19 protein-coding genes are annotated in these 18,327 nt (G+C 72.7%); 14 read left to right on the top strand and 5 right to left on the bottom strand.

The window, feature by feature from the left end; all coding sequences use genetic code 11:
• Window positions 1-46: 46 nt before the first annotated feature.
• On the bottom strand, window positions 47-646 hold the full coding sequence (locus ACO229_RS12790; RefSeq protein ID WP_423465159.1) for a class I SAM-dependent methyltransferase: 600 nt from the start codon (window positions 644-646) through the stop codon (window positions 47-49).
• A 293-nt stretch (window positions 647-939) separates the two neighbouring features.
• Between ACO229_RS12790 and ACO229_RS12785 the strand changes: the two genes are divergently transcribed.
• The 9 genes from ACO229_RS12785 (at window position 940) to ACO229_RS12745 (ending at window position 12,264) form a co-directional block, all read left to right on the top strand.
• On the top strand, window positions 940-1,284 hold the full coding sequence (locus ACO229_RS12785) for a GNAT family N-acetyltransferase (protein WP_423465158.1): 345 nt from the start codon (window positions 940-942) through the stop codon (window positions 1,282-1,284).
• 114 nt (window positions 1,285-1,398) lie between these two features.
• Window positions 1,399-2,940 (top strand): GTPase HflX, encoded by a 1,542-nt coding sequence (hflX, locus tag ACO229_RS12780; RefSeq protein ID WP_397412899.1) that lies wholly within the window; start codon window positions 1,399-1,401, stop codon window positions 2,938-2,940.
• Between the two features lie 140 nt (window positions 2,941-3,080).
• Window positions 3,081-4,112 carry a LacI family DNA-binding transcriptional regulator gene (locus tag ACO229_RS12775; RefSeq protein WP_397412898.1) on the top strand — a complete coding sequence of 344 codons (1,032 nt, stop codon included), beginning with the start codon at window positions 3,081-3,083 and terminating at the stop codon, window positions 4,110-4,112.
• Window positions 4,113-4,165: 53 nt separating this feature from the next.
• The gene (locus ACO229_RS12770; RefSeq protein WP_423465157.1) at window positions 4,166-5,818 is read left to right on the top strand and encodes a glycoside hydrolase family 13 protein; all 1,653 of its coding nucleotides are present in this window, start codon (window positions 4,166-4,168) and stop codon (window positions 5,816-5,818) included.
• Window positions 5,819-5,889: 71 nt separating this feature from the next.
• The gene (locus ACO229_RS12765) at window positions 5,890-7,260 is read left to right on the top strand and encodes an ABC transporter substrate-binding protein (RefSeq protein WP_423465156.1); all 1,371 of its coding nucleotides are present in this window, start codon (window positions 5,890-5,892) and stop codon (window positions 7,258-7,260) included.
• Window positions 7,261-7,276: 16 nt separating this feature from the next.
• Entirely contained in the window at window positions 7,277-8,248 is a 972-nt protein-coding gene (locus ACO229_RS12760; RefSeq protein ID WP_423465155.1) for a carbohydrate ABC transporter permease, read from the top strand.
• Between the two features lies 1 nt (window position 8,249).
• Window positions 8,250-9,137: a carbohydrate ABC transporter permease gene (locus ACO229_RS12755; protein ID WP_397432328.1), complete on the top strand. Its 888-nt coding sequence runs from the start codon at window positions 8,250-8,252 to the stop codon at window positions 9,135-9,137.
• A gap of 22 nt (window positions 9,138-9,159) precedes the next feature.
• A complete protein-coding gene (locus ACO229_RS12750) occupies window positions 9,160-11,265 on the top strand; it encodes an ATP-dependent DNA helicase (RefSeq protein WP_423465154.1) in 2,106 nt (701 codons plus the stop codon).
• Between the two features lie 9 nt (window positions 11,266-11,274).
• On the top strand, window positions 11,275-12,264 hold the full coding sequence (locus ACO229_RS12745) for an L-lactate dehydrogenase (protein ID WP_397432329.1): 990 nt from the start codon (window positions 11,275-11,277) through the stop codon (window positions 12,262-12,264).
• Window positions 12,265-12,380: 116 nt separating this feature from the next.
• On the opposite strand, the gene lexA is transcribed toward ACO229_RS12745, so the two are convergent.
• Entirely contained in the window at window positions 12,381-13,196 is an 816-nt protein-coding gene (gene lexA, locus ACO229_RS12740) for a transcriptional repressor LexA (RefSeq protein ID WP_423465153.1), read from the bottom strand.
• A 191-nt stretch (window positions 13,197-13,387) separates the two neighbouring features.
• Here lexA and ACO229_RS12735 point away from each other — a divergent pair, with 191 nt between their 5' ends.
• From ACO229_RS12735 to ACO229_RS12725, 3 genes are all read left to right on the top strand, one after another.
• Complete coding sequence (locus ACO229_RS12735; protein ID WP_423465152.1) at window positions 13,388-13,816, top strand: LysM peptidoglycan-binding domain-containing protein; 429 nt, start codon at window positions 13,388-13,390, stop codon at window positions 13,814-13,816.
• A 119-nt stretch (window positions 13,817-13,935) separates the two neighbouring features.
• On the top strand, window positions 13,936-14,406 hold the full coding sequence (nrdR, locus tag ACO229_RS12730; protein ID WP_397412889.1) for a transcriptional regulator NrdR: 471 nt from the start codon (window positions 13,936-13,938) through the stop codon (window positions 14,404-14,406).
• A gap of 116 nt (window positions 14,407-14,522) precedes the next feature.
• Window positions 14,523-14,735 (top strand): DUF5302 domain-containing protein, encoded by a 213-nt coding sequence (locus ACO229_RS12725; protein ID WP_397412888.1) that lies wholly within the window; start codon window positions 14,523-14,525, stop codon window positions 14,733-14,735.
• A gap of 97 nt (window positions 14,736-14,832) precedes the next feature.
• Here ACO229_RS12725 and ACO229_RS12720 read toward each other — a convergent pair whose 3' ends face one another.
• The gene (locus tag ACO229_RS12720; protein WP_423465151.1) at window positions 14,833-15,615 is read right to left on the bottom strand and encodes a hypothetical protein; all 783 of its coding nucleotides are present in this window, start codon (window positions 15,613-15,615) and stop codon (window positions 14,833-14,835) included.
• A gap of 202 nt (window positions 15,616-15,817) precedes the next feature.
• On the opposite strand from ACO229_RS12720, the gene ACO229_RS12715 reads away from it, so the two are divergent.
• Both ACO229_RS12715 and ACO229_RS12710 read left to right on the top strand, forming a co-directional pair.
• Window positions 15,818-15,946, top strand: coding sequence for a hypothetical protein (locus tag ACO229_RS12715; protein ID WP_423465150.1), 129 nt, complete (start codon window positions 15,818-15,820; stop codon window positions 15,944-15,946).
• A gap of 8 nt (window positions 15,947-15,954) precedes the next feature.
• Window positions 15,955-16,287, top strand: a complete 333-nt coding sequence (locus ACO229_RS12710; RefSeq protein WP_423465149.1) for an L-rhamnose mutarotase — start codon at window positions 15,955-15,957, stop codon at window positions 16,285-16,287.
• A 117-nt stretch (window positions 16,288-16,404) separates the two neighbouring features.
• Here the strand turns inward: ACO229_RS12710 and ACO229_RS12705 are convergent, their stop codons facing one another.
• Window positions 16,405-17,064 carry a response regulator gene (locus tag ACO229_RS12705; RefSeq protein WP_397432340.1) on the bottom strand — a complete coding sequence of 220 codons (660 nt, stop codon included), beginning with the start codon at window positions 17,062-17,064 and terminating at the stop codon, window positions 16,405-16,407.
• A complete protein-coding gene (locus ACO229_RS12700; protein ID WP_423465148.1) occupies window positions 17,061-18,272 on the bottom strand; it encodes a sensor histidine kinase in 1,212 nt (403 codons plus the stop codon). Before ACO229_RS12700 ends, ACO229_RS12705 begins: the two co-directional genes overlap by 4 nt.
• Window positions 18,273-18,327 lie beyond the last annotated feature (55 nt).

Below are 18,327 nucleotides of genomic sequence, written 5' to 3'. Positions count from 1 at the left end.
TAGCTGAGAGGGCTGCTTCACCAGTACGGTCACCCTCCGAGCAGCCTCAGCCCGTCACTCGCAGCACCCGGAAGCCCTTGGACGACGCCGTCCGCTCCACCGGGAGCCCCAGCGTCTCCGTGATCCAGCGGGCCAGGGAGTCCGAGCCCAGGTTCTTCTGCACCACGAGCCACGCCGCCGCGCCCGGGCCGAGCCGGGGCAGCCAGCGCGTCATGAGCTCGTGCAGCACCTGCTTGCCCACGCGGATCGGCGGGTTGGACCAGCAGGCGGCGAACCGCACGTCGTCGGGGACGTCGTCGGGCAGGACGGCCCGCACGTTGGTCAGCCCGAGCCGCTGTGCGTTGCGCCGCACCAGGTCGAGCGCGCGCTCGTTGACGTCGACGGCCCACACCGTGGCCCCAGGTGCCTCCAGCGCCAGCGTGATCGTGATCGGGCCCCAGCCGCAGCCGAGGTCGAGCAGGTCGCCTGCGGCCGGGGGCGCGGGCACATGGTCCAGCAGCACGGCCGTGCCCTTGTCCACGCCGCCGGGGGAGAAGACGCCGGACGCCACCTCGACCTCCAGCTCGCGCCCGGCGAGGCGGACGGTGCGGGTGCGGCGCTCGTCGTCCGAGGCGGGCTGTGCGGTGAAGTAGTGGTCGCTGGACACCGCGCAATCGTAGGCGCTTGCCGGTGGGCGCGAGCGGTGCCAGCCTGCGGGCATGGAGATCACCGAGGCCACCGTCGACCGGTGGGACGACGTGCAGGCGGTGTTCGGCACGCGCGGCGGGGCGCACCACTGCCAGTGCCAGCGCATCCGGCTGGGCGACCGCGCCTGGTGGTACATGCCCGTCGAGGAACGCACCCACCAGCTCCGCGAGCAGCTCGACGGAGGCCCGGACGCCCCGACGTCCGGCGCCCTGCTCGGGTACGTCGACGGCGAGCCGGCGGGCTGGGTCGCGGGTGGCGCCCCGCACCCAGTTCGTCCGCTACCGCGGCAGCCAGGTCCCGTGGGCGGGACGGCGCGAGGACAAGGACGACGCCGGGGTCTGGGCGGTCACGTGCTTCGCCGTCCGCGCCGGTATGCGCGGGCGGGGCCTGATGTACCCGCTGGCGGCCGCCGCCGTCGAGCACGCGCGCGAGCGCGGCGCCCGGGCCGTGGAGGGGTACCCGATCGTGCCGCAGCCCGGGCAGCAGGTCTCCTGGGGTGAGGTCAACGTCGGGACGCCGGGTCCGTTCGCGAGGGCCGGGCTGGCCGAGGTGAGCCGGCCGACGAAGCGCCGCCGGGTGATGCGGCTCGACCTCTGACCGGCCCTGTTCGCGCAGAGCGGTGCACGAGGCCCGGAAAGACATGGCCGCGGGACTTTCGGGCGTGGGATCCTTGTTGTACGAGTGCAAGAACCATCGAGAGTTAGGTAGTACATGACCCACACCCCGACAGAGCCCGAGCTCCCCGCAGAGGAGACGCCCGAACTCCGCGAGTCCCAGGCAGACGCCCAGGCGATCGCGAACGATGTCGTGGCACGGGTTCTCGCTCGGGCGGGGACCGCACGTGCCGACGGCGACACGGTGCACACCGTGGCCGACGGTGACCAGCTGGACCTCGAGGAGCGCACCGCGCTGCGCCGCGTGGCCGGCCTGTCGACCGAGCTCGAGGACGTCACCGAGGTCGAGTACCGGCAGCTGCGCCTGGAGAAGGTGGTGCTCGTCGGCCTGTTCTCGGGTGGCGAGCACGCGGCCCGAGACGCGGAGATCTCGCTGCGCGAGCTCGCGGCGCTGGCCGAGACGGCCGGCTCCCAGGTGCTGGACGGCCTGCTGCAGCGCCGGCAGAAGCCCGACCCCGGCACGTACCTCGGTTCCGGCAAGGCCCTGGAGCTGGCGCAGGTCGTCCTCGCGACCGGCGCGGACACCGTGATCGTCGACAGCGAGCTCGCCCCGTCCCAGCGCCGTGCGCTGGAGGACGTGGTCAAGGTCAAGGTCGTCGACCGCACCGCGCTGATCCTGGACATCTTCGCCCAGCACGCCAAGTCCCGAGAGGGCAAGGCCCAGGTCGAGCTCGCGCAGCTCGAGTACCTCCTGCCGCGCCTGCGCGGCTGGGGCGAGTCGATGTCGCGCCAGGCCGGTGGCCAGGTGGGCGGCGCGGGCGCCGGCATGGGCTCGCGTGGTCCCGGTGAGACCAAGATCGAGCTGGACCGGCGGCGCATCCGTGACCGGATGGCCAAGCTGCGGCGCGAGATCGCCGCGATGAAGCCGGCCCGCGAGACCAAGCGGCTGAGCCGCAAGCGCAACGCGATCCCCGCGGTGGCGATCGCCGGCTACACCAACGCCGGCAAGTCGTCCCTGCTGAACGCGCTGACCGGTGCCGGTGTGCTGGTGCAGAACGCGCTGTTCGCGACGCTGGACCCGACGGTCCGGCGCACCCGGACCGAGGACGGCCGCGTCTACACGTTCACCGACACCGTCGGGTTCGTGCGGCACCTGCCGCACCAGCTGGTGGAGGCGTTCCGGTCCACGCTGGAGGAGGTCGGCGACGCCGACATCCTGCTGCACGTGGTCGACGCGTCCCACCCGGACCCCGAGGGGCAGATCGCGGCCGTCCGCGAGGTGCTGTCCGAGATCCCGGCGTTCGAGGACGTCCACGAGATCGTGGTGCTGAACAAGGCCGACGTCGCCGACCCGACGGTCGTCGGCCGCATCCAGCGCCGCGAGCGGCACACCGCCGTCGTCTCCGCGCACTCCGGTGAGGGCATCGCCGAGCTGCGCGCGCGGATCGCGGCCGAGCTGCCGCGCCCGGGCGTCCAGGTCGACCTGGTGGTCCCGTACGACCGGGGCGACCTGGTGCACCGCGTGCACGAGCACGGTGACATCGAGCTCACCGAGCACGTGGCGGCGGGGACGCACCTGCGCGGCCGTGTGGACGAGCAGCTCGCCACGGAGCTGCGGCAGGTCGCCGTCCTGTCCTGACCCGCCCCACGTCTCGGACGCCCAGGTCGCCCACGGTGACCTGGGCGTCCGACGTCTTCGGCGACATGGTCACGCAAGTCGCTTGCGCAGTTCTGCAAGTCACGCAAGCGGTTTGCGTTGATCGCAGCTAGGATCGACGCATGTCGAGACGGTTGTCGGATGTGGCGAAGAAGGTCGGCGTGAGCGAGGCGACGGTCAGTCGCGTGCTCAACGGCAAGCCCGGGGTGTCCCAGGGCACCCGGGACGCCGTGCTCACGGCGCTGGACGTGCTGGGGTACGAACGGCCCACCAAGCTGCGGGGGAGCCGCGGCAAGCTGGTGGGGCTGGTGCTGCCCGAGCTCGTGAACCCGATCTTCCCCGCGTTCGCCGAGGTGATCGGCGGTGCGCTGGCCCAGCAGGGGTACACCCCCGTGCTGTGCACCCGTACCGCGGGCGGCATCACGGAGGCCGAGTACATCGACCTGCTCCTGGCGCAGCAGGTCTCGGGCGTCATCTTCGCGGGCGGGTTCTACGCCGAGCGGCAGGCCGACCACGCCCACTACCGCCGCCTGGAGGAGCTCGGCCTGCCCGTGGTGCTCATCAACGCGGCCATCGAGGACCTCGCGTTCCCGAGCGTGGCGTGCGACGACCTGGTCGCCGTCGAGCAGGCGCTGGGCCACGTGGTCTCGCTGGGGCACGAGCGGATCGCGCTGCTCCTGGGCCCGGCGGACCACGTGCCGTCGGAGCGCAAGCTGGCGGCGGCCCGGCGGTTCGCGCAGCGCCACGGCCTGGAGCTGGACCCGGACCTGGTGGCCCACTCGCAGTATTCCCTGGAGAGCGGCCAGGCCGCGGCGAACCGGCTCGTGGAGCGGGGCGCCACCGCCATCGTCTGCGCGAGCGACCCGCTGGCGCTGGGTGCCATCCGGGCGGTGCGCCGCGTGGGGCTGTCCTGCCCGGCGGACGTCTCCGTGGTCGGCTTCGACGACTCCGCGCTGATGAACTCCACCGACCCTGCGCTGACCACGGTGCGGCAGCCGATCGAGCCCATGGGCCGGGCCGCCGTCGACCTGCTGGCAGCGTTGGTGGACGGCAGCGACGTGCCGCGGGACGAGCTGCTCTTCGAGCCGGAGCTCGTCGTCCGGGCGTCGACGGCGGCCGCGCACGAGCGGGCGAAGTCTGTCGCAAAACGATAAACCTTCTGTCGAGTTCTTGCGCGGTCGTTGTCGCGTGATTTACGGTTCACGGCATGACGACGACGTCCGGCGCGCCCGAACCGCGCGCAGCAGCAGGCGACTGGTGGCGCAGCGCCGTGATCTACCAGATCTACCCCCGCAGCTTCGCCGACGGGAACGGTGACGGCACCGGGGACCTCGCCGGTGTCCGCTCCCGGCTCGGGTACCTGCGCGACCTGGGCGTGGACGCCGTCTGGTACACGCCCTGGTACGCCTCCCCGCTGGCCGACGGCGGGTACGACGTGCGCGACTACCGGACGATCGACCCGGCCTTCGGCACGCTCCAGGACGCCGAGGCGCTGATCGCCGAGGCCCGCGAGCTGGGCATCCGGACCATCGTCGACGTGGTGCCCAACCACGTCTCCGCCGAGCACGAGTGGTTCCGTGCGGCGCTCGCGGCGGCCCCCGGCTCGCCGGAGCGCGAGAGGTTCTGGTTCCACGACGGCAAGGGACCCGGCGGGGACCAGATGCCGACCCGCTGGGTCTCGAGCTTCCAGGGTGACACCTGGACCCGCACGACCAACCCCGACGGCACGCCCGGCCAGTGGTACCTGCACCTGTTCACCCCCGAGCAGCCCGACGTGAACTGGAACCACCCCGACGTGCGGCAGGAGCACGAGGACGTGCTGCGGTTCTGGTTCGACCGCGGCGCGGCCGGCATCCGCATCGACTCGGCGGCGCTCATCGTCAAGGACCCGGCACTGCCCGAGGTGCCCGCCACGCCCGGCCCGGGGGAGCACCCGCACCTGGACCGCGACGAGATCCACGACGTCTACCGCGGCTGGCGCCGCGTCGCCGACGAGTACGCGGAGCCCCGCGTGCTGGTGGGCGAGGTGTGGCTCGCGGACCACGAGCGCTTCGCGCAGTACCTGCGCCCGGACGAGATGCACACGGCGTTCAACTTCGACTTCATGGCCCGCCCCTGGGACGCGAAGGAGCTGCGGGAGTCGATCCGGACCACCCTGGAGGCGCACGCGCCCGTCGGGGCGCCCGCCACGTGGGTGCTGTCTAACCACGACGTCACCCGGCCCGTGACCCGGTACGGCCGCGAGGACTCGTCCTTCGACTTCGCCGCCAAGCGCTTCGGCACGCCGTCCGACCTGGACCTCGGTACCCGCCGGGCACGGGCGGCCGCGCTGCTGGTCGCCGCGCTGCCGGGCGCCCTGTACGTCTACCAGGGCGACGAGCTCGGGCTGCCCGAGGCGGACGTGCCGCGCGAGCTGATCCAGGACCCGATGCACTTCCGGTCCGAGGGCGTGGACCCGGGCCGGGACGGCTGCCGCGTACCGCTGCCGTGGACCCGCACGGGCCCCAGCCTCGGGTTCGGCCCCGACGGCGGGGCCGCGCCGTGGCTGCCCCAGCCCGGCGACTGGGCCGGCCGGTCCGTCGAGGCGCAGGCCGGCGACCCCGGCTCGATGCTCACCCTCTACCGCCGGGCGTTGCACCTGCGGCGCGACCTCCCGGCGCTGCACACCGAGCCGCTCGCCTGGCTCGACCTCGGCGACGACGTGCTCGCCTTCACGCGCGGCGCCGGCTTCGCCTGCGTCGTCAACCTCGGGGCGGATCCCGTCCCGCTGCCCGACGGTGCGACGGTGCTGCTGTCGAGCGGCCCGGCGGACGGCGTCGTCGGGCCGGACGTCGCCGTCTGGCTGCGCCCGGCGCCCTGAACCCGTTCCTTCCCCAGACCCCCCTTCCCCGACGTGCCGCGTCCCCTGCGGCACCAGACCAAGGAGTGACAATGAAGTCAGCACGAAAGCGCGCGGCGTTCGCCCTCGGCGTCCTGTCCGTGGCCGGCACCCTCACGGCCTGCGGGTCGCAGTCCGAGGCCTCGGACGACCCGACGGGCCCGGTGACCATCGAGGTCTCCATCGACGCCGGCCTGGAGCAGGCGGCCATCGACGCGTTCGACGAGCGCATCGCCCAGTTCGAGGAGGCCAACCCGGACATCCAGGTGGAGACCAAGGAGTTCACCTGGTCGGGCACCACGTTCGCGGCCGAGCTCGCGGGCGGCACCCTGCCGGACGTCTTCCCGATCCCGTTCACCGACGGTCGAGCCCTCATCGAGGCGGGTCAGATCGCCGACGTCAGCGACCTGGTGGCCGAGCTGCCGTACGCGGACCAGTTCAACCCCACCATCGCCGCGGCCGGCCAGGACGCCGACGGCGGCATGTGGGCGGTGCCGATCGCCGCCTACAACCAGGGCCTGCACTACAACCGCCGGCTCTTCGAGGAGGCCGGGCTCGACCCCGACAACCCGCCCACCACGTGGGACGAGGTGCGGGAGGCCGCCAAGAAGATCGCGGACGAGACCGGCCAGGCCGGCTACGCCCACATGACGCAGAGCAACACCGGCGGCTGGATCCTCACCACCGAGACGTACGCGCTCGGCGGCCGCGTGGTCGAGGGGGAGGGCGACGAGGCCACGGCGACCGTGGACAACGACGCCACCGTCGCGGCCCTGGAGATGCTGCGGGACATGCGCTGGGAGGACAACTCCATGGGGTCGTCGTTCCTGTACGACTGGAGCACCATCAACCAGGACTTCGCCGCGGGCAAGATCGGCATGTACGTCTCGGGCGGCGCCAACTACCCCAACCTGTTCACGCAGAACCAGATGGACCCCGAGGAGTACGGCGTCACCGTGCTGCCCCTGGAGGGCGACGATGCCGGCACGCTCGGCGGCGGCACGCTCGCCGCGGTGAGCTCCGCGGCGTCCGAGGCCGAGCAGGCCGCGGCCGTGAAGTGGATCGACTTCTACTACATCTCCAAGCTGACCGACCAGGACGCCGCCGTGGCCGAGGCCGCGGTGGCCGCCGAGACCGACCAGCCCGTCGGTGCCCCCGCCCTGCCGATCTTCGACCGCGAGACCTACGAGGAGCAGCAGAGCTGGATCAAGGACCTGGTCAACGTGCCCCTGGAGAACTTCGCGCCCATGACGGAGCAGATGTTCGACCAGCCGGTCATCCCGGAGCCCGCCGTCGCGACCCAGGAGGTCTACGCGGCGCTCGACTCGGTGGTCCAGGCGGTGCTCACCGACGAGAACGCGGACATCGACGCGCTGCTCGCCGACGCCCAGGTGCAGGTCCAGAACCTGCTCGACCGCGCCTGAGACTGCGACGACCCAGATGACCACCCTGTCCAGCCCTCTGCGGGCGACGACGGCGGACACCCCGCCGTCGTCGCCCCGGCCCGGCCGGCGCGTCCGCCGCACGCCCCGGGACTGGCTGCGCGACGGCGGCCTGAGCACCCTGGTCATCGCCCTGCCGATGATCCTCGTGTTCGGCGTCTTCTCCTGGTTCCCGATCGGCCGCGCGCTGGTCATGAGCTTCCAGCAGACCAACCTCGTCACCGCGCCCGAGTTCGTGGGCCTGGAGAACTTCGTGTTCGTGCTCTCCGACCCGCTGCTGGGCAAGGCCGTGGCCAACACGCTCTGGTTCGCGCTGCTCGCGCTCGTGTTCGGCTACCCGGTGCCCCTGGCCGCCGCGGTGCTGATGAGCGAGGTCCGGCGGATGCGCGGCCTGTACTCGGCGCTGGCCTACCTGCCCGTGGTGGTGCCGCCCGTGGTGGCCGTGCTGCTGTGGAAGTTCTTCTACGACGCCTCACCCACCGGCGTGTTCAACACCGTCACGGGCTGGTTCGGCCTCGGGCCCTACCCGTGGCTGCAGGACGCCGGGACGGCCATGCCGTCGCTGGTCCTGGAGGCCACCTGGGCGGCCGCCGGAGGCACCGTCATCATCTACCTCGCCGCGCTGGTCGGCGTGCGCACCGAGCTCTACGAGGCGGCCGAGGTGGACGGCGCCGGCGTGTGGCGCAAGGTCTGGCACGTCACGCTGCCGCAGCTGCGCGGCGTCCTGTTCATCACGCTGATCCTCCAGGTGATCGGCACGTCCCAGGTGTTCCTGGAGCCGTTCCTGTTCACCGGCGGCGGTCCCAACAACGCCACCCTCACCGTCCTCATGCTGATCTACGACTACGCGTTCGGCAGCAGCCTCGGCGGCAACTACGGCGCCGCGACCGCCCTGAGCCTCATGCTCGCGGCCGTCCTGGCCGTGCTGTCGGCGGTCTACTTCCGCGTGACCCGACCCTGGAGCTCCTGAGATGGCAGTCGAGACCGAACGCGGCATCATCTCCGCCCACGACCGGCGACGGCCGAGCGTGCGGGCCACCCTCGGCGTGCTGCAGGGCGGCCTGCTGGCAGCGCTGCTGGTCGTGGGGCTCGGACCCATCCTGTGGCTCGCCAAGGCTGCCGTCACCCCCACGCAGGACACGCTGCGCGACCCGCTCGGGCTCTTCCCGAACGGGATCGACTGGGCCAACCTCGCCACCGCGTGGACCCGGGCCGAGATCGACCACTACTTCGCCAACACGCTGATCCTGGCGGTGGGGGCCTGGTTCTTCCAGCTCCTGGTGGCCACCACGGGTGGCTACGTCCTGTCGGTGCTGCGCCCGCGCTACGGCAACGTCATCCTGGGGCTCGTCCTGGCCACCCTGTTCGTGCCGTCCGTGGTGCTGCTCGTGCCGCTGTACCTGACCATCCTCGACGTGCCGCTCGTGCACGTCAGCCTGCTCAACACGTTCTGGGCGGTCTGGCTGCCCATGGGGGCCAGCGCGTTCAACGTGCTGCTGGTCAAACGGTTCTTCGACGGCCTGCCGCGTGAGGTCTTCGAGGCCGCCCGCGTGGACGGCGCCGGGCCGTTCCGGCTGCTGTGGAGCATCGTGCTGCCGATGTCGCGGCCCATCCTCGGCGTGGTCTCGGTGTTCGCCGTCATCGCGGCGTGGAAGGACTACCTCTGGCCCCTGCTCGTGCTGCCCGACCCGGGCAACCAGCCGCTGTCCGTGCGGCTGCCCGCCATCGCGCCCTACCTGGAGCTCGACGTGTTCCTGGCGGCGCTCGCGATCTCGACGGTGCTGCCCGTCGCGCTGTTCCTGGCGTTCCAGCGGCTGTTCCTCAGCGGTGCCGGGCTGGGGGGCGCCGTGAAGGGGTGAGCCTGTGGACGAGGCGGGGTGGATGTCACCGCCCCCGCCTAGGATCGAGTGCGTGACCAGCCTTCCCGACGCACCCGCCGACAGTACCGCCACGCAGGACGTGCCCGACGTCGAGGAGCTCCTCGATCTCGCGGTCGGGGAGCTCGGCGGCGGGCGCAGAGAAGGGCAGCACCGCATGGCGGTCGCGGTCGGCGAGGCGATCGAGAAGGGCGAGCACCTGCTGGTCCAGGCGGGTACCGGAACGGGCAAGTCGCTCGGCTACCTGGTGCCCGCCGTACGGCACGCCGTGGCGGCGCAGAGCAAGGTCATCGTCTCCACGGCCACCCTCGCGCTCCAGCGGCAGGTCATCACGCGTGACCTGCCGCTCGTGGCGAAAGCGGTGGCGCCGCTGCTGCCGCGCGAGCCGCGCATCGCGCTGCTCAAGGGGTGGCACAACTACCTGTGCGTGCACAAGGTGGGCGGCGGCTACCCCGCCGACGAGCCGACGCTGTTCGACCTGCCGGGCGGGGAGGAGCATCCCCGGGCGGAGGACGCACCGGGCGGTCAGGCACCCCGTGGCCGGCGCCGGGACGACGGCGCCACGCTCGCCGACCACGTGCGGCGCCTGCACGAGTGGGCGGGCGAGACCGACACCGGCGACCGCGGCGACCTCGTGCCCGGCGTGCCGGACCGGGCCTGGCGCCAGGTGTCCGTCACGGCCATGGAGTGCCTGGGCGGCAAGTGCCCCATGCTCGCCGAGTGCTTTCCCGACAAGGCGCGCGCCGCGGCCCGGGAGGCGGACGTGGTGGTCACCAACCACGCGATGCTCGGCATCGCGGCCACCGGCAGCCCGGGCGTGCTCCCGGAGCACGACGTGGTCGTGGTCGACGAGGCGCACGAGCTCACCGACCGCGTCACCTCGTCCGCCACGGTGGACCTGTCCATGGCGTCGGTCGAGAACGCGGCGCGGCTCGCCCGCCGCAACGCCGGGACCAGCACCGAGGCCCTGGACAAGGCCGCACAGGATCTCGGCACGCTCCTGGTGACGGCACCCGCCGAACGCTTCCCCCAGGGTCTGCCGGACGACCTGCGCACGGCGGTGGCCGCGGTGCGCGACGCCGCGCGCGAGGTGCTGAGCGCCCTCAAACCGGACGCCGCGGGCGCCAAGGGCAAGGACGCCGGCCAGCCCGATCCCGGCCTGAAGATGGCGCAGGGCGCCATGCTCCAGCTGTTCGAGACGGCCGAGCGGATGGCCGCCCAGGACACGACGTCCGACGTCCTGTGGTGCTCGCGCCCGGACAACGGCTGGGGCGGCTTCGGCGACAACGTGACCCGCCTGCACGCTGCCCCGCTGCACGTGGCGGGCCTGATCCGTACCCACCTGCTGGGGGAGTCGACCGGCGTGTTCACGTCGGCCACCCTGGCCCTGGGCGGCACGTTCGACGCGGTGGCCGGCACGCTCGGGCTCAAGGGCGAGGACGCGCCGCCGTGGCACGGGTTCGATGCGGGCAGCCCGTTCGACTACCCGCGGCAGGGCATCCTGTACATCGCCCGGCACCTGCCGGCGCCGGGCCGGGAACCCACCACGGAGGCGCAGCTCGACGAGATCGCGGAGCTCATCACGGCGGCGGGGGGTCGCACGCTCGGTCTGTTCTCGTCGCGGCGCGCGGCGAACGCGGCGGCGGAGGCGATGCGGGAGCGGCTCGACGTGCCGATCCTGGCGCAGGGGGACGACCAGCTGCCCACGCTGGTGCGCGAGTTCGCGCAGGACCCGGCGACGTGCCTGTTCGGCACGCTGTCCCTGTGGCAGGGCGTCGACGTGCCGGGCCCGTCGTGCCAGCTCGTGCTCATCGACCGCATCCCGTTCCCGCGCCCCGACGACCCGGTCAAGGCGGCCCGCGCCCGCGCCGTGGAGCAGGCGGGCGGCAACGGGTTCATGGCGGTCTCGGCCCAGCACGCGGCGCTGCTGCTCGCGCAGGGTGCGGGGCGCCTCGTACGGAGCACGGAGGACCGGGGCGTGGTGGCGGTGCTCGACCCGCGGCTCGCCACCGCGCGCTACGCGTCGTTCCTCACCCGGTCGATGCCCGGGTTCTGGCCCACGACCGATCCGGCGCTCGTCCGCGCCGCGCTGGCCAGGCTGGACACCTAACCTAGGCGCATGGCAGCCATCTCGGACGTCCCGGCCGACCGAACCCCCGCAGCCCGGACCACGAAGCTCGCGATCGTCGGGGCGGGGGCGGTCGGCTCCACGCTGGCCTTCGCCGCGCTCACCCGTGGCTCGGCGCGCACCATCGCGCTGCACGACGTGAACCGGGCCAAGGTCGAGGCCGAGGTGCTCGACCTGCGGCACGGGCTCATGTTCACCTCCCAGGCCCACGTGATCGGCTCGGACGACGTGGCCGTCTGCGCGGACGCGGACGTCGTGGTCGTCACGGCCGGGGCGAAGCAGAAGCCGGGGCAGACCCGGCTCGACCTCGCCGAGGGAACGATCGGCCTGATGCGCCAGATCCTGCCGCCCCTGGTGGAGGTCGCGCCGGACGCGACCTATCTGATGGTGACCAATCCCGTGGACGTGGTCACGTACGCGGCACTCCAGATCTCGGGACTGCCCCGCGAGCAGATGTTCGGCAGCGGCACCGTGCTCGACTCGTCGCGGCTGCGGGCGGGGCTCGCCGAACGCTGCGGGGTGGCGGTCGCCAACGTGCACGCGTACATCGCGGGGGAGCACGGAGACTCGGAGATCGCGCTGTGGAGCTCCGCCTCGATCGGCGGGGTACCGCTGCTGGAGTGGGAGCCCCTGGCCGGCCACCCGCCGCTGGACGCCGCGGTGCGGGCCGAGGTGCACCGCGAGGTCGTGGACTCGGCCTACCGGATCATCGCGGGCAAGGGTGCCACCAACTACGCCGTCGGCCTCGCAGCCACCCGGATCATCGAGGCGGTGCTCAAGGACGAGGGCCGGATCATGCCAGTGTCGTCCCTGCTGGACGACTACCACGGGATCGGCGACGTGTGCCTGTCGGTTCCCTCGCTCGTGGACCGCCGCGGGGTCGCGGGCACGGTGCGCGTGCCGCTGTCGGACGAGGAGCTGACGGGACTGCGGGCGTCCGCCGAGAGCGTGCGCGGGGTGCTGCGGCGCTTCGGGTTCTGAGCCTGGCCGCGCACCGCCGGTGATGGCGGAGCGCCCGCCCGCGACCCGGTGGCTTCGACCGCGGGGGTCGAACCGGTCGGATCGCGGACGGGCGCTCTGCGCTCCGCCGCGGGCGCCTAGAGGCTGCGCAGCACCGCGACGACGCGGCCCAGGATCTGCGCCTCGTCACCCGGGATGGGCTCGTAGGCCGGGTTCTGCGGCAGCAGGAACACGTGACCGCCGGCCTGCTTGAACGTCTTGACCGTGGCCTCACCGTCGATCATGGCGGCGACGATCTCGCCCTGCTCGGCCACGTTCTGCCGACGCACCACGACCCAGTCCCCGTCGCAGATCGCGGCGTCGACCATCGAGTCGCCCGCGACCTTGAGGAGGAACAGCTCACCGTCGCCCACGAGCTGGCGGGGGAGCGGGAAGACGTCCTCGACGACCTGCTCGGCGAGGATCGGGCCACCGGCCGCGATGCGGCCGACGAGCGGCACGTACGACGGCGGCGGGGTGCCGGCGTCGTCCGGCACCGAGCTGCCCCAGTGGATCTGGCCGCTGCGCCGCGGCTCGGGCCAGTGGATCTCCCCGCGCGAGGGCTTGTCCACCTGCTCGGCGAGCGGCTCGACGAGCTCCATGGCGCGCGGCCGGTTGGGGTCGCGGCGCAGGAAGCCCTTCTTCTCCAGCATCTGGAGCTGGTGCTTGACGCTGGACGGGCTCGCGAGGCCGACGGCCTCACCGATCTCACGCATCGACGGCGGGTAGCCGCGCGTCTCGAAGGACTGCCGGATCGTGTCGAGCACGAGGCGCTGGCGCTCGGTGAGGCGGTCTGCCGGCGAGATCGCGTGCACGTCGGCGACCGCCTCGTCGCCCGGCGCGTCCAGCGTGGCGACGCCGGAGAGCGCCGTGTCGACGGCTCTCGTGTCGCTGGTCTCGTCCCGTCCCGTCATACCCGTGCCCCTCCCGTTCCGACAAATGTTCTCCTCTGCGGGACCCACTCTAGGTCACAAAGCGGCTCGGCTCAAACGAATGTTCGAGCGTGTCTCGACACGGCCGGTGTCTCGTGCTACACAATGGTACGTGCGTTCGACGAACGCGTGTATGACGGACAGAGGTTCGACTCGCTCTTCGAGGAGGGGCCATGGGGGACGTGATCCCGTTGCGGCAGTACACCCCGGCGTACACCGAGACCTACGCGCCGGTGCGGCCGATCGGGCCGGTCATGGTCCGGCCGCACGCGCAGGCGCCGTCGCGCACGGTCGCGGAGCGGCTCGGCCTGGCCGGGCTGCGGATCACGCGGCGCGGCCGCGTGGTGCTCGTGCTGCTGGCCATGCTGCTCGTGGCGCCGATGGCCACCTGGGGTGCCACGGCGGTGGCCAGCGCGCCGGGTGAACCCGTCGAGGTGCGGGTGCACGCGGTCCAGCCGGGGGAGACCCTCTGGGGATACGCGCAGGAGGTGGTCCGGCCGGGCGAGGACGTCCGGGACGCGGTGGCTCGGCTCCAGGAGCTGAACGAGATGTCGTCCGGTAGCGTCCGGGTGGGTCAGCTCCTTCTTCTTCCCGAGGAGTGACCCGGGGACACGGTTCGCCGTCAAATGTTGCGGCGATGTTGCATGGCGGTGGTTTGCCCGCTTACGGTCGGGGCGCGACCGGAGGCCTCCGGTCCGTGGTCGACCACGCAGGAGTGAGCATGCACTGCCCGTTCTGTCGCCACGCTGACTCGCGCGTGGTGGACTCACGGACCGCCGACGACGGCCTGTCGATCAGGCGCCGGCGGCAGTGCCCGAACTGCAACCGGCGGTTCACGACGGTCGAGACCGCCAGCCTGTCGGTGGTGAAGCGGTCGGGGGCCACCGAGCCCTTCAGCCGCGACAAGGTGGCGGCGGGCGTGCGCAAGGCCTGCCAGGGCCGTCCCGTCAGCGACGACGACCTCGCGATCCTGGCCCAGCGCGTCGAGGAGACCCTCCGGAGCAACGGCAGCGCGGAGATCGACGCCTACGAGGTGGGTCTCGCCATCCTCGGGCCGCTGCGCGAGCTCGACGAGGTGGCCTACCTCCGGTTCGCGAGCGTCTACCAGTCCTTCGACTCGCTGGAGGACTTCGAGAGCGCCATCACGTCGCTGCGCGCCGAGCGCGCGGAACGGACGGCCGCGCAGGCCTGAGCCGGCTGCGGCCCGGGTCGGAGAAATGCGCTGGCACCTGGGCTGGGTGTGGTGCAGGCTGGGGCCGGACGACGGACCCGATCGAGGGACCCCCGAAACTCAAGGAGGTGATCGGTGTGACGGACGAGAAGCCCACTGCCGACCAGGCACAGGAGCCCACGACCCCGACCGCGCCGAGCGCGGACGCGAAGGCGCGCTTCAAGGAAGCGCTCGACCGCAAGAACGCGGCCCGGCAGCGTACGTCGGCGGGTGACGTGAACACAGGCGCGGTGCACGGGTCGGAGACGACCGGTCCCGTGCAGAAGATGTTCCGGCGCAAGAGCGGCTGAGACCTGGTGGCAGAGGCCGCCGATCTGGTGAACGACCAGGTCGGCGGCCTTTGTCGTACCCGGGCAGGACCGCGCGGACGACGGTGCAACGGAGACGTCACGGAAGCCGTCGCGTGGGGGCTGACGGCTGTCCACGAGTGCCGGCCGAGGCGTGGTCGGTGCCGCCGCCGGACCCGGCCGCCGACGTGCCGGGCGCGCGTCGGTCGCCAGGCTCTCGCTCGGCTTCCCGGGCAGCCTCGTGCGTCGTGCCGGGAACGAAGAGCGACCCTGCGACGCCCGCGGTGAGCGACGCGAAGGTGACGGCCATCAGCACCCCGGCCAGCACGTAGAGGGCAGCGACCACGGCGACCGGGCTGTGTTCGTCGATGAACGGAGACGGGGCAAAGGTCCAGAGGACCGCGACCGACCATGCGCCGGCATTCACGGGAACCCAGCGGAGTGTGCCTGGTCGTGCCAGCACCAGCCACTGCGCGGCAGGGATGGCGACGAGCAGCACGACCCCGCCGAACCCGAGAGCGATCAGCGCGACCGGTTCGCCGAGGTCGACGCCGACCGTGCTCGGCGTCATCCCGAGCAACCATGCGAGTGCCGCCGCAAGTGCCGTGGCGCCGATCCATCGCCCTGCGGCAGGGCGCCGCGCGCGCATCCCGAGGTACTGCCCGGTCGCGAGCGCTGCACCCTCCAGGGCCCCACCGACCATCGCGAGAGCCAGCCTGCCCGCACCGTCGATCCCGGCGACGGTGCCGAGGATCGCCAGGGATGCGGCGAGCGTGAAACCGACGCCTTCGCCCACGGAGACCGCCAGGATCCACCGGTGGCGATCGTGTCGATCCGGCCGACGTCGGTTCGCGCCGACGGCATTGCGCGCGCTGCCGTGCATGACCACCCTCCTCCTGCCCGGCACCAGCACACCAGCCGGCCGGCCCCGGGTGGCAGAGCCGATCGTCCGGCCGATCCACTGCCTTGGTCCGTCCTGTTCGGGACGAAGGTCGGGCGAGCCAGGGTCGCCCACCCTGCCCGCACGGGCCGGCCTGGCCGAGAGGCTGCGGAACGTACGCAGCCCGACCCTACGGCCGCCGGGCGTGACGACGGTCGAGCTGCCCGCGCCGGCGCTCGCTACCCTCCTGTCGGTGGCACCCGTGCCGCTGATCTTCCTGTTCCCACGACGATTCCCGGTGGCGGGCATGACCGCCGCCGGGACGAAGGAGTGACCGCCGAGATGGCTGTGGAGAGACACGGGCTCGTCGTCGACGTCGTCCCGGAGAAGCGCGAGGAGTACCTGCGCCTGCACGCCGCCGTGTGGCCGCAGGTCGAGGCGACGCTCCAGGCCTGCAACGTGCACAACTACACGATCTTCGTGCTGGAGAACACGCTGTTCGCCTACTACGAGTACACCGGTGAGGACTACGAGGCGGACATGGCCCGGATCGCGCAGGACCCGGTGACCCAGGAGTGGTGGACGCACACCGACCCGTGCCAGACGCCGTTCGGCACCGGTGCGGCCCCCGGCGACCGGTGGCGGGACATGCAGGAGGTGTGGCACCTGCCATGACGCGCCACCTCGTCGGTGCCACCTGCACCTGTGGCCCTCTGGCGGGACCTGGCGGCGCGGGGTCTCGTCGACGAGCGGGCCCTCGGCGCCTGAGCCGGGGGCGCGCCGGCCGGGAGCTCAGCCCGTCAGGCCGTGCCGGTGGGCGTAGGCGACGGCGTGCACCCGGTCGCGCAGGCCGAGCTTGGTCAGGATGCGTGAGACGTGCGTCTTGACGGTCTCCTCGCCGACGTAGAGCCGGGCAGCGATCTCCGCGTTGCTGTGCGCGGCGGCCACCAGGTGCAGCACCTCGCGCTCGCGCGGCGTCAGCCGTGCCACCTCGGGCGGCACCTGCGCCGGAGCGATGCCGGCGGCAAACCGGGCGATGAGGCGCTGGGTGACGGACGGGTCGATCAGGGCGTCCCCGCGGGAGGCGACACGGATCGCGGAGATCAGCTCCTCCGGCGGGAGGCTCTTGAGCAGGAAGCCGCTCGCGCCGGCGGTCAGCGCCCGGTACACGTACTCGTCGCTGTCATGAGTGGTCAGCACCAGCACCTTGGTGCGGTTCGCGGGGTCGGCCACGATCAGCCTCGTGGCGTCCAGCCCGTCCAGCTTCGGCATCCGGATGTCCAGCACGGCGACGTCGGGCCGGATGCGGGCGATCTCGGCGACCGCCGCCCGGCCGTCAGCGGCCTCGCCCACGCACTCCAGGTCGGGCTGGGTCTCGATGATGGCCCGCATGCCCGAGCGCAGCATGGCGTGGTCGTCGGCGAGGAACACTCGCAGGGCGGCGGCAGTCACGTCCGTCCCACCTCCAGGCCGGCGCCGGCCCGGGGCTGCGGCCCCGGGTCCTCGGTCAGGGGGAAGACCGCCGTGGTGCGCCAGGTCTTGCCGTCGGGCCGCAGCCCGTGCTCGGCGCGGCCGCCGAACACGCCGACGCGCTGGCGGATCCCGGCCAGGCCCCGTCTGGAACCGGAGCCCGCAGGGCGGGCGTCGGCCCCCACCCGGTTGTCGGCGACGACCGCGAGCCCGGCGTCACCATAGGTCAGGGTCACCTCGACCCCGGAGGCGTCGCCGTGCCGGAGCGCGTTCGTCAGCATCTCCTGCACCACCCGGTACAGGGCCACGTCGAGCGACTGCGGGATCTCGCGGGGCGACCCCAGGACGTGCAGCGCGGCCGGCATCCCGGCCTTGCGGACCCCGTCGAACAGCTCCTCCAGGTTGTCCAGGCCCGGCTGGCGGGCGCCGTCGGGCAGCGTGCCGTGCAGCACGTCCAGCAGGTGGCGCAGGTCGACCATCGCCGCCCTGCTCGAGGTCTCCACGGACCGCAGCCCCTCCAGCGCCGTCGGGACCGCGCCCGACACGCCGGCCGTCGCCGCGCTCAACCGCAGACGTACCGCCCCGGCGTGCATCGAGATCGCGGACACGTGGTGCACGATCACGTCGTGCAGGTCGCGGGCGATCGCGCTGCGCTCCTCCGCGACCGCCGCCCGCACCGCCTCCTGGGCGTCCCGACGCTCGCGCTCCTCCTGCTGCTCCAGCGTGGCCAGGTAGGCACGCCGGGCCGAGGTGTAGCGGCCGACGAGCCACGGCAGCACGGCCACCTTGATCAGCTCGACGACGGACGCCGCGTCCACGGAGCTCCCGGTGAGCAGCCCCGTGGCGACGGTGCAGGAGGCCAGCGCCAGCAGCGCCCCGACGGCGGGCAGGCCACGCAGCCAGGCACCGGCCCGGTAGCCGGCGACCAGCATGCCGCCGTCGTCCCCGGGGTTCACGCCCGAGGCCATGGTCGCGACCACCCAGAACACCGAGTGCAGGGCCGCGACCCACCCCGAGTACCGGGCGGGCGTCGCGAGGGTCGCGTCCACGAGGAGCACGGCGACGATCAGCACGACGCCACCGCCGCCGCCCAGGCCGCCGTTCAGCAGCGTGTCCGCGCCGTCGACGACCATGCACAGGCCCGCGACGACCCAGGTCTGCCACTGCAGCGACTCACGTGTGGTGCGCATGGTCCTCCCTCCCCGGCAGCGATCATCCCCCATGGCGGCGCGCGTGACGTCCCCC

This window comes from Promicromonospora sp. MS192 (assembly GCF_049532985.1).
Classification (GTDB): Bacteria; Actinomycetota; Actinomycetes; order Actinomycetales; family Cellulomonadaceae; genus Promicromonospora.
This window is presented reverse-complemented; position numbering and strand designations above follow the sequence as displayed.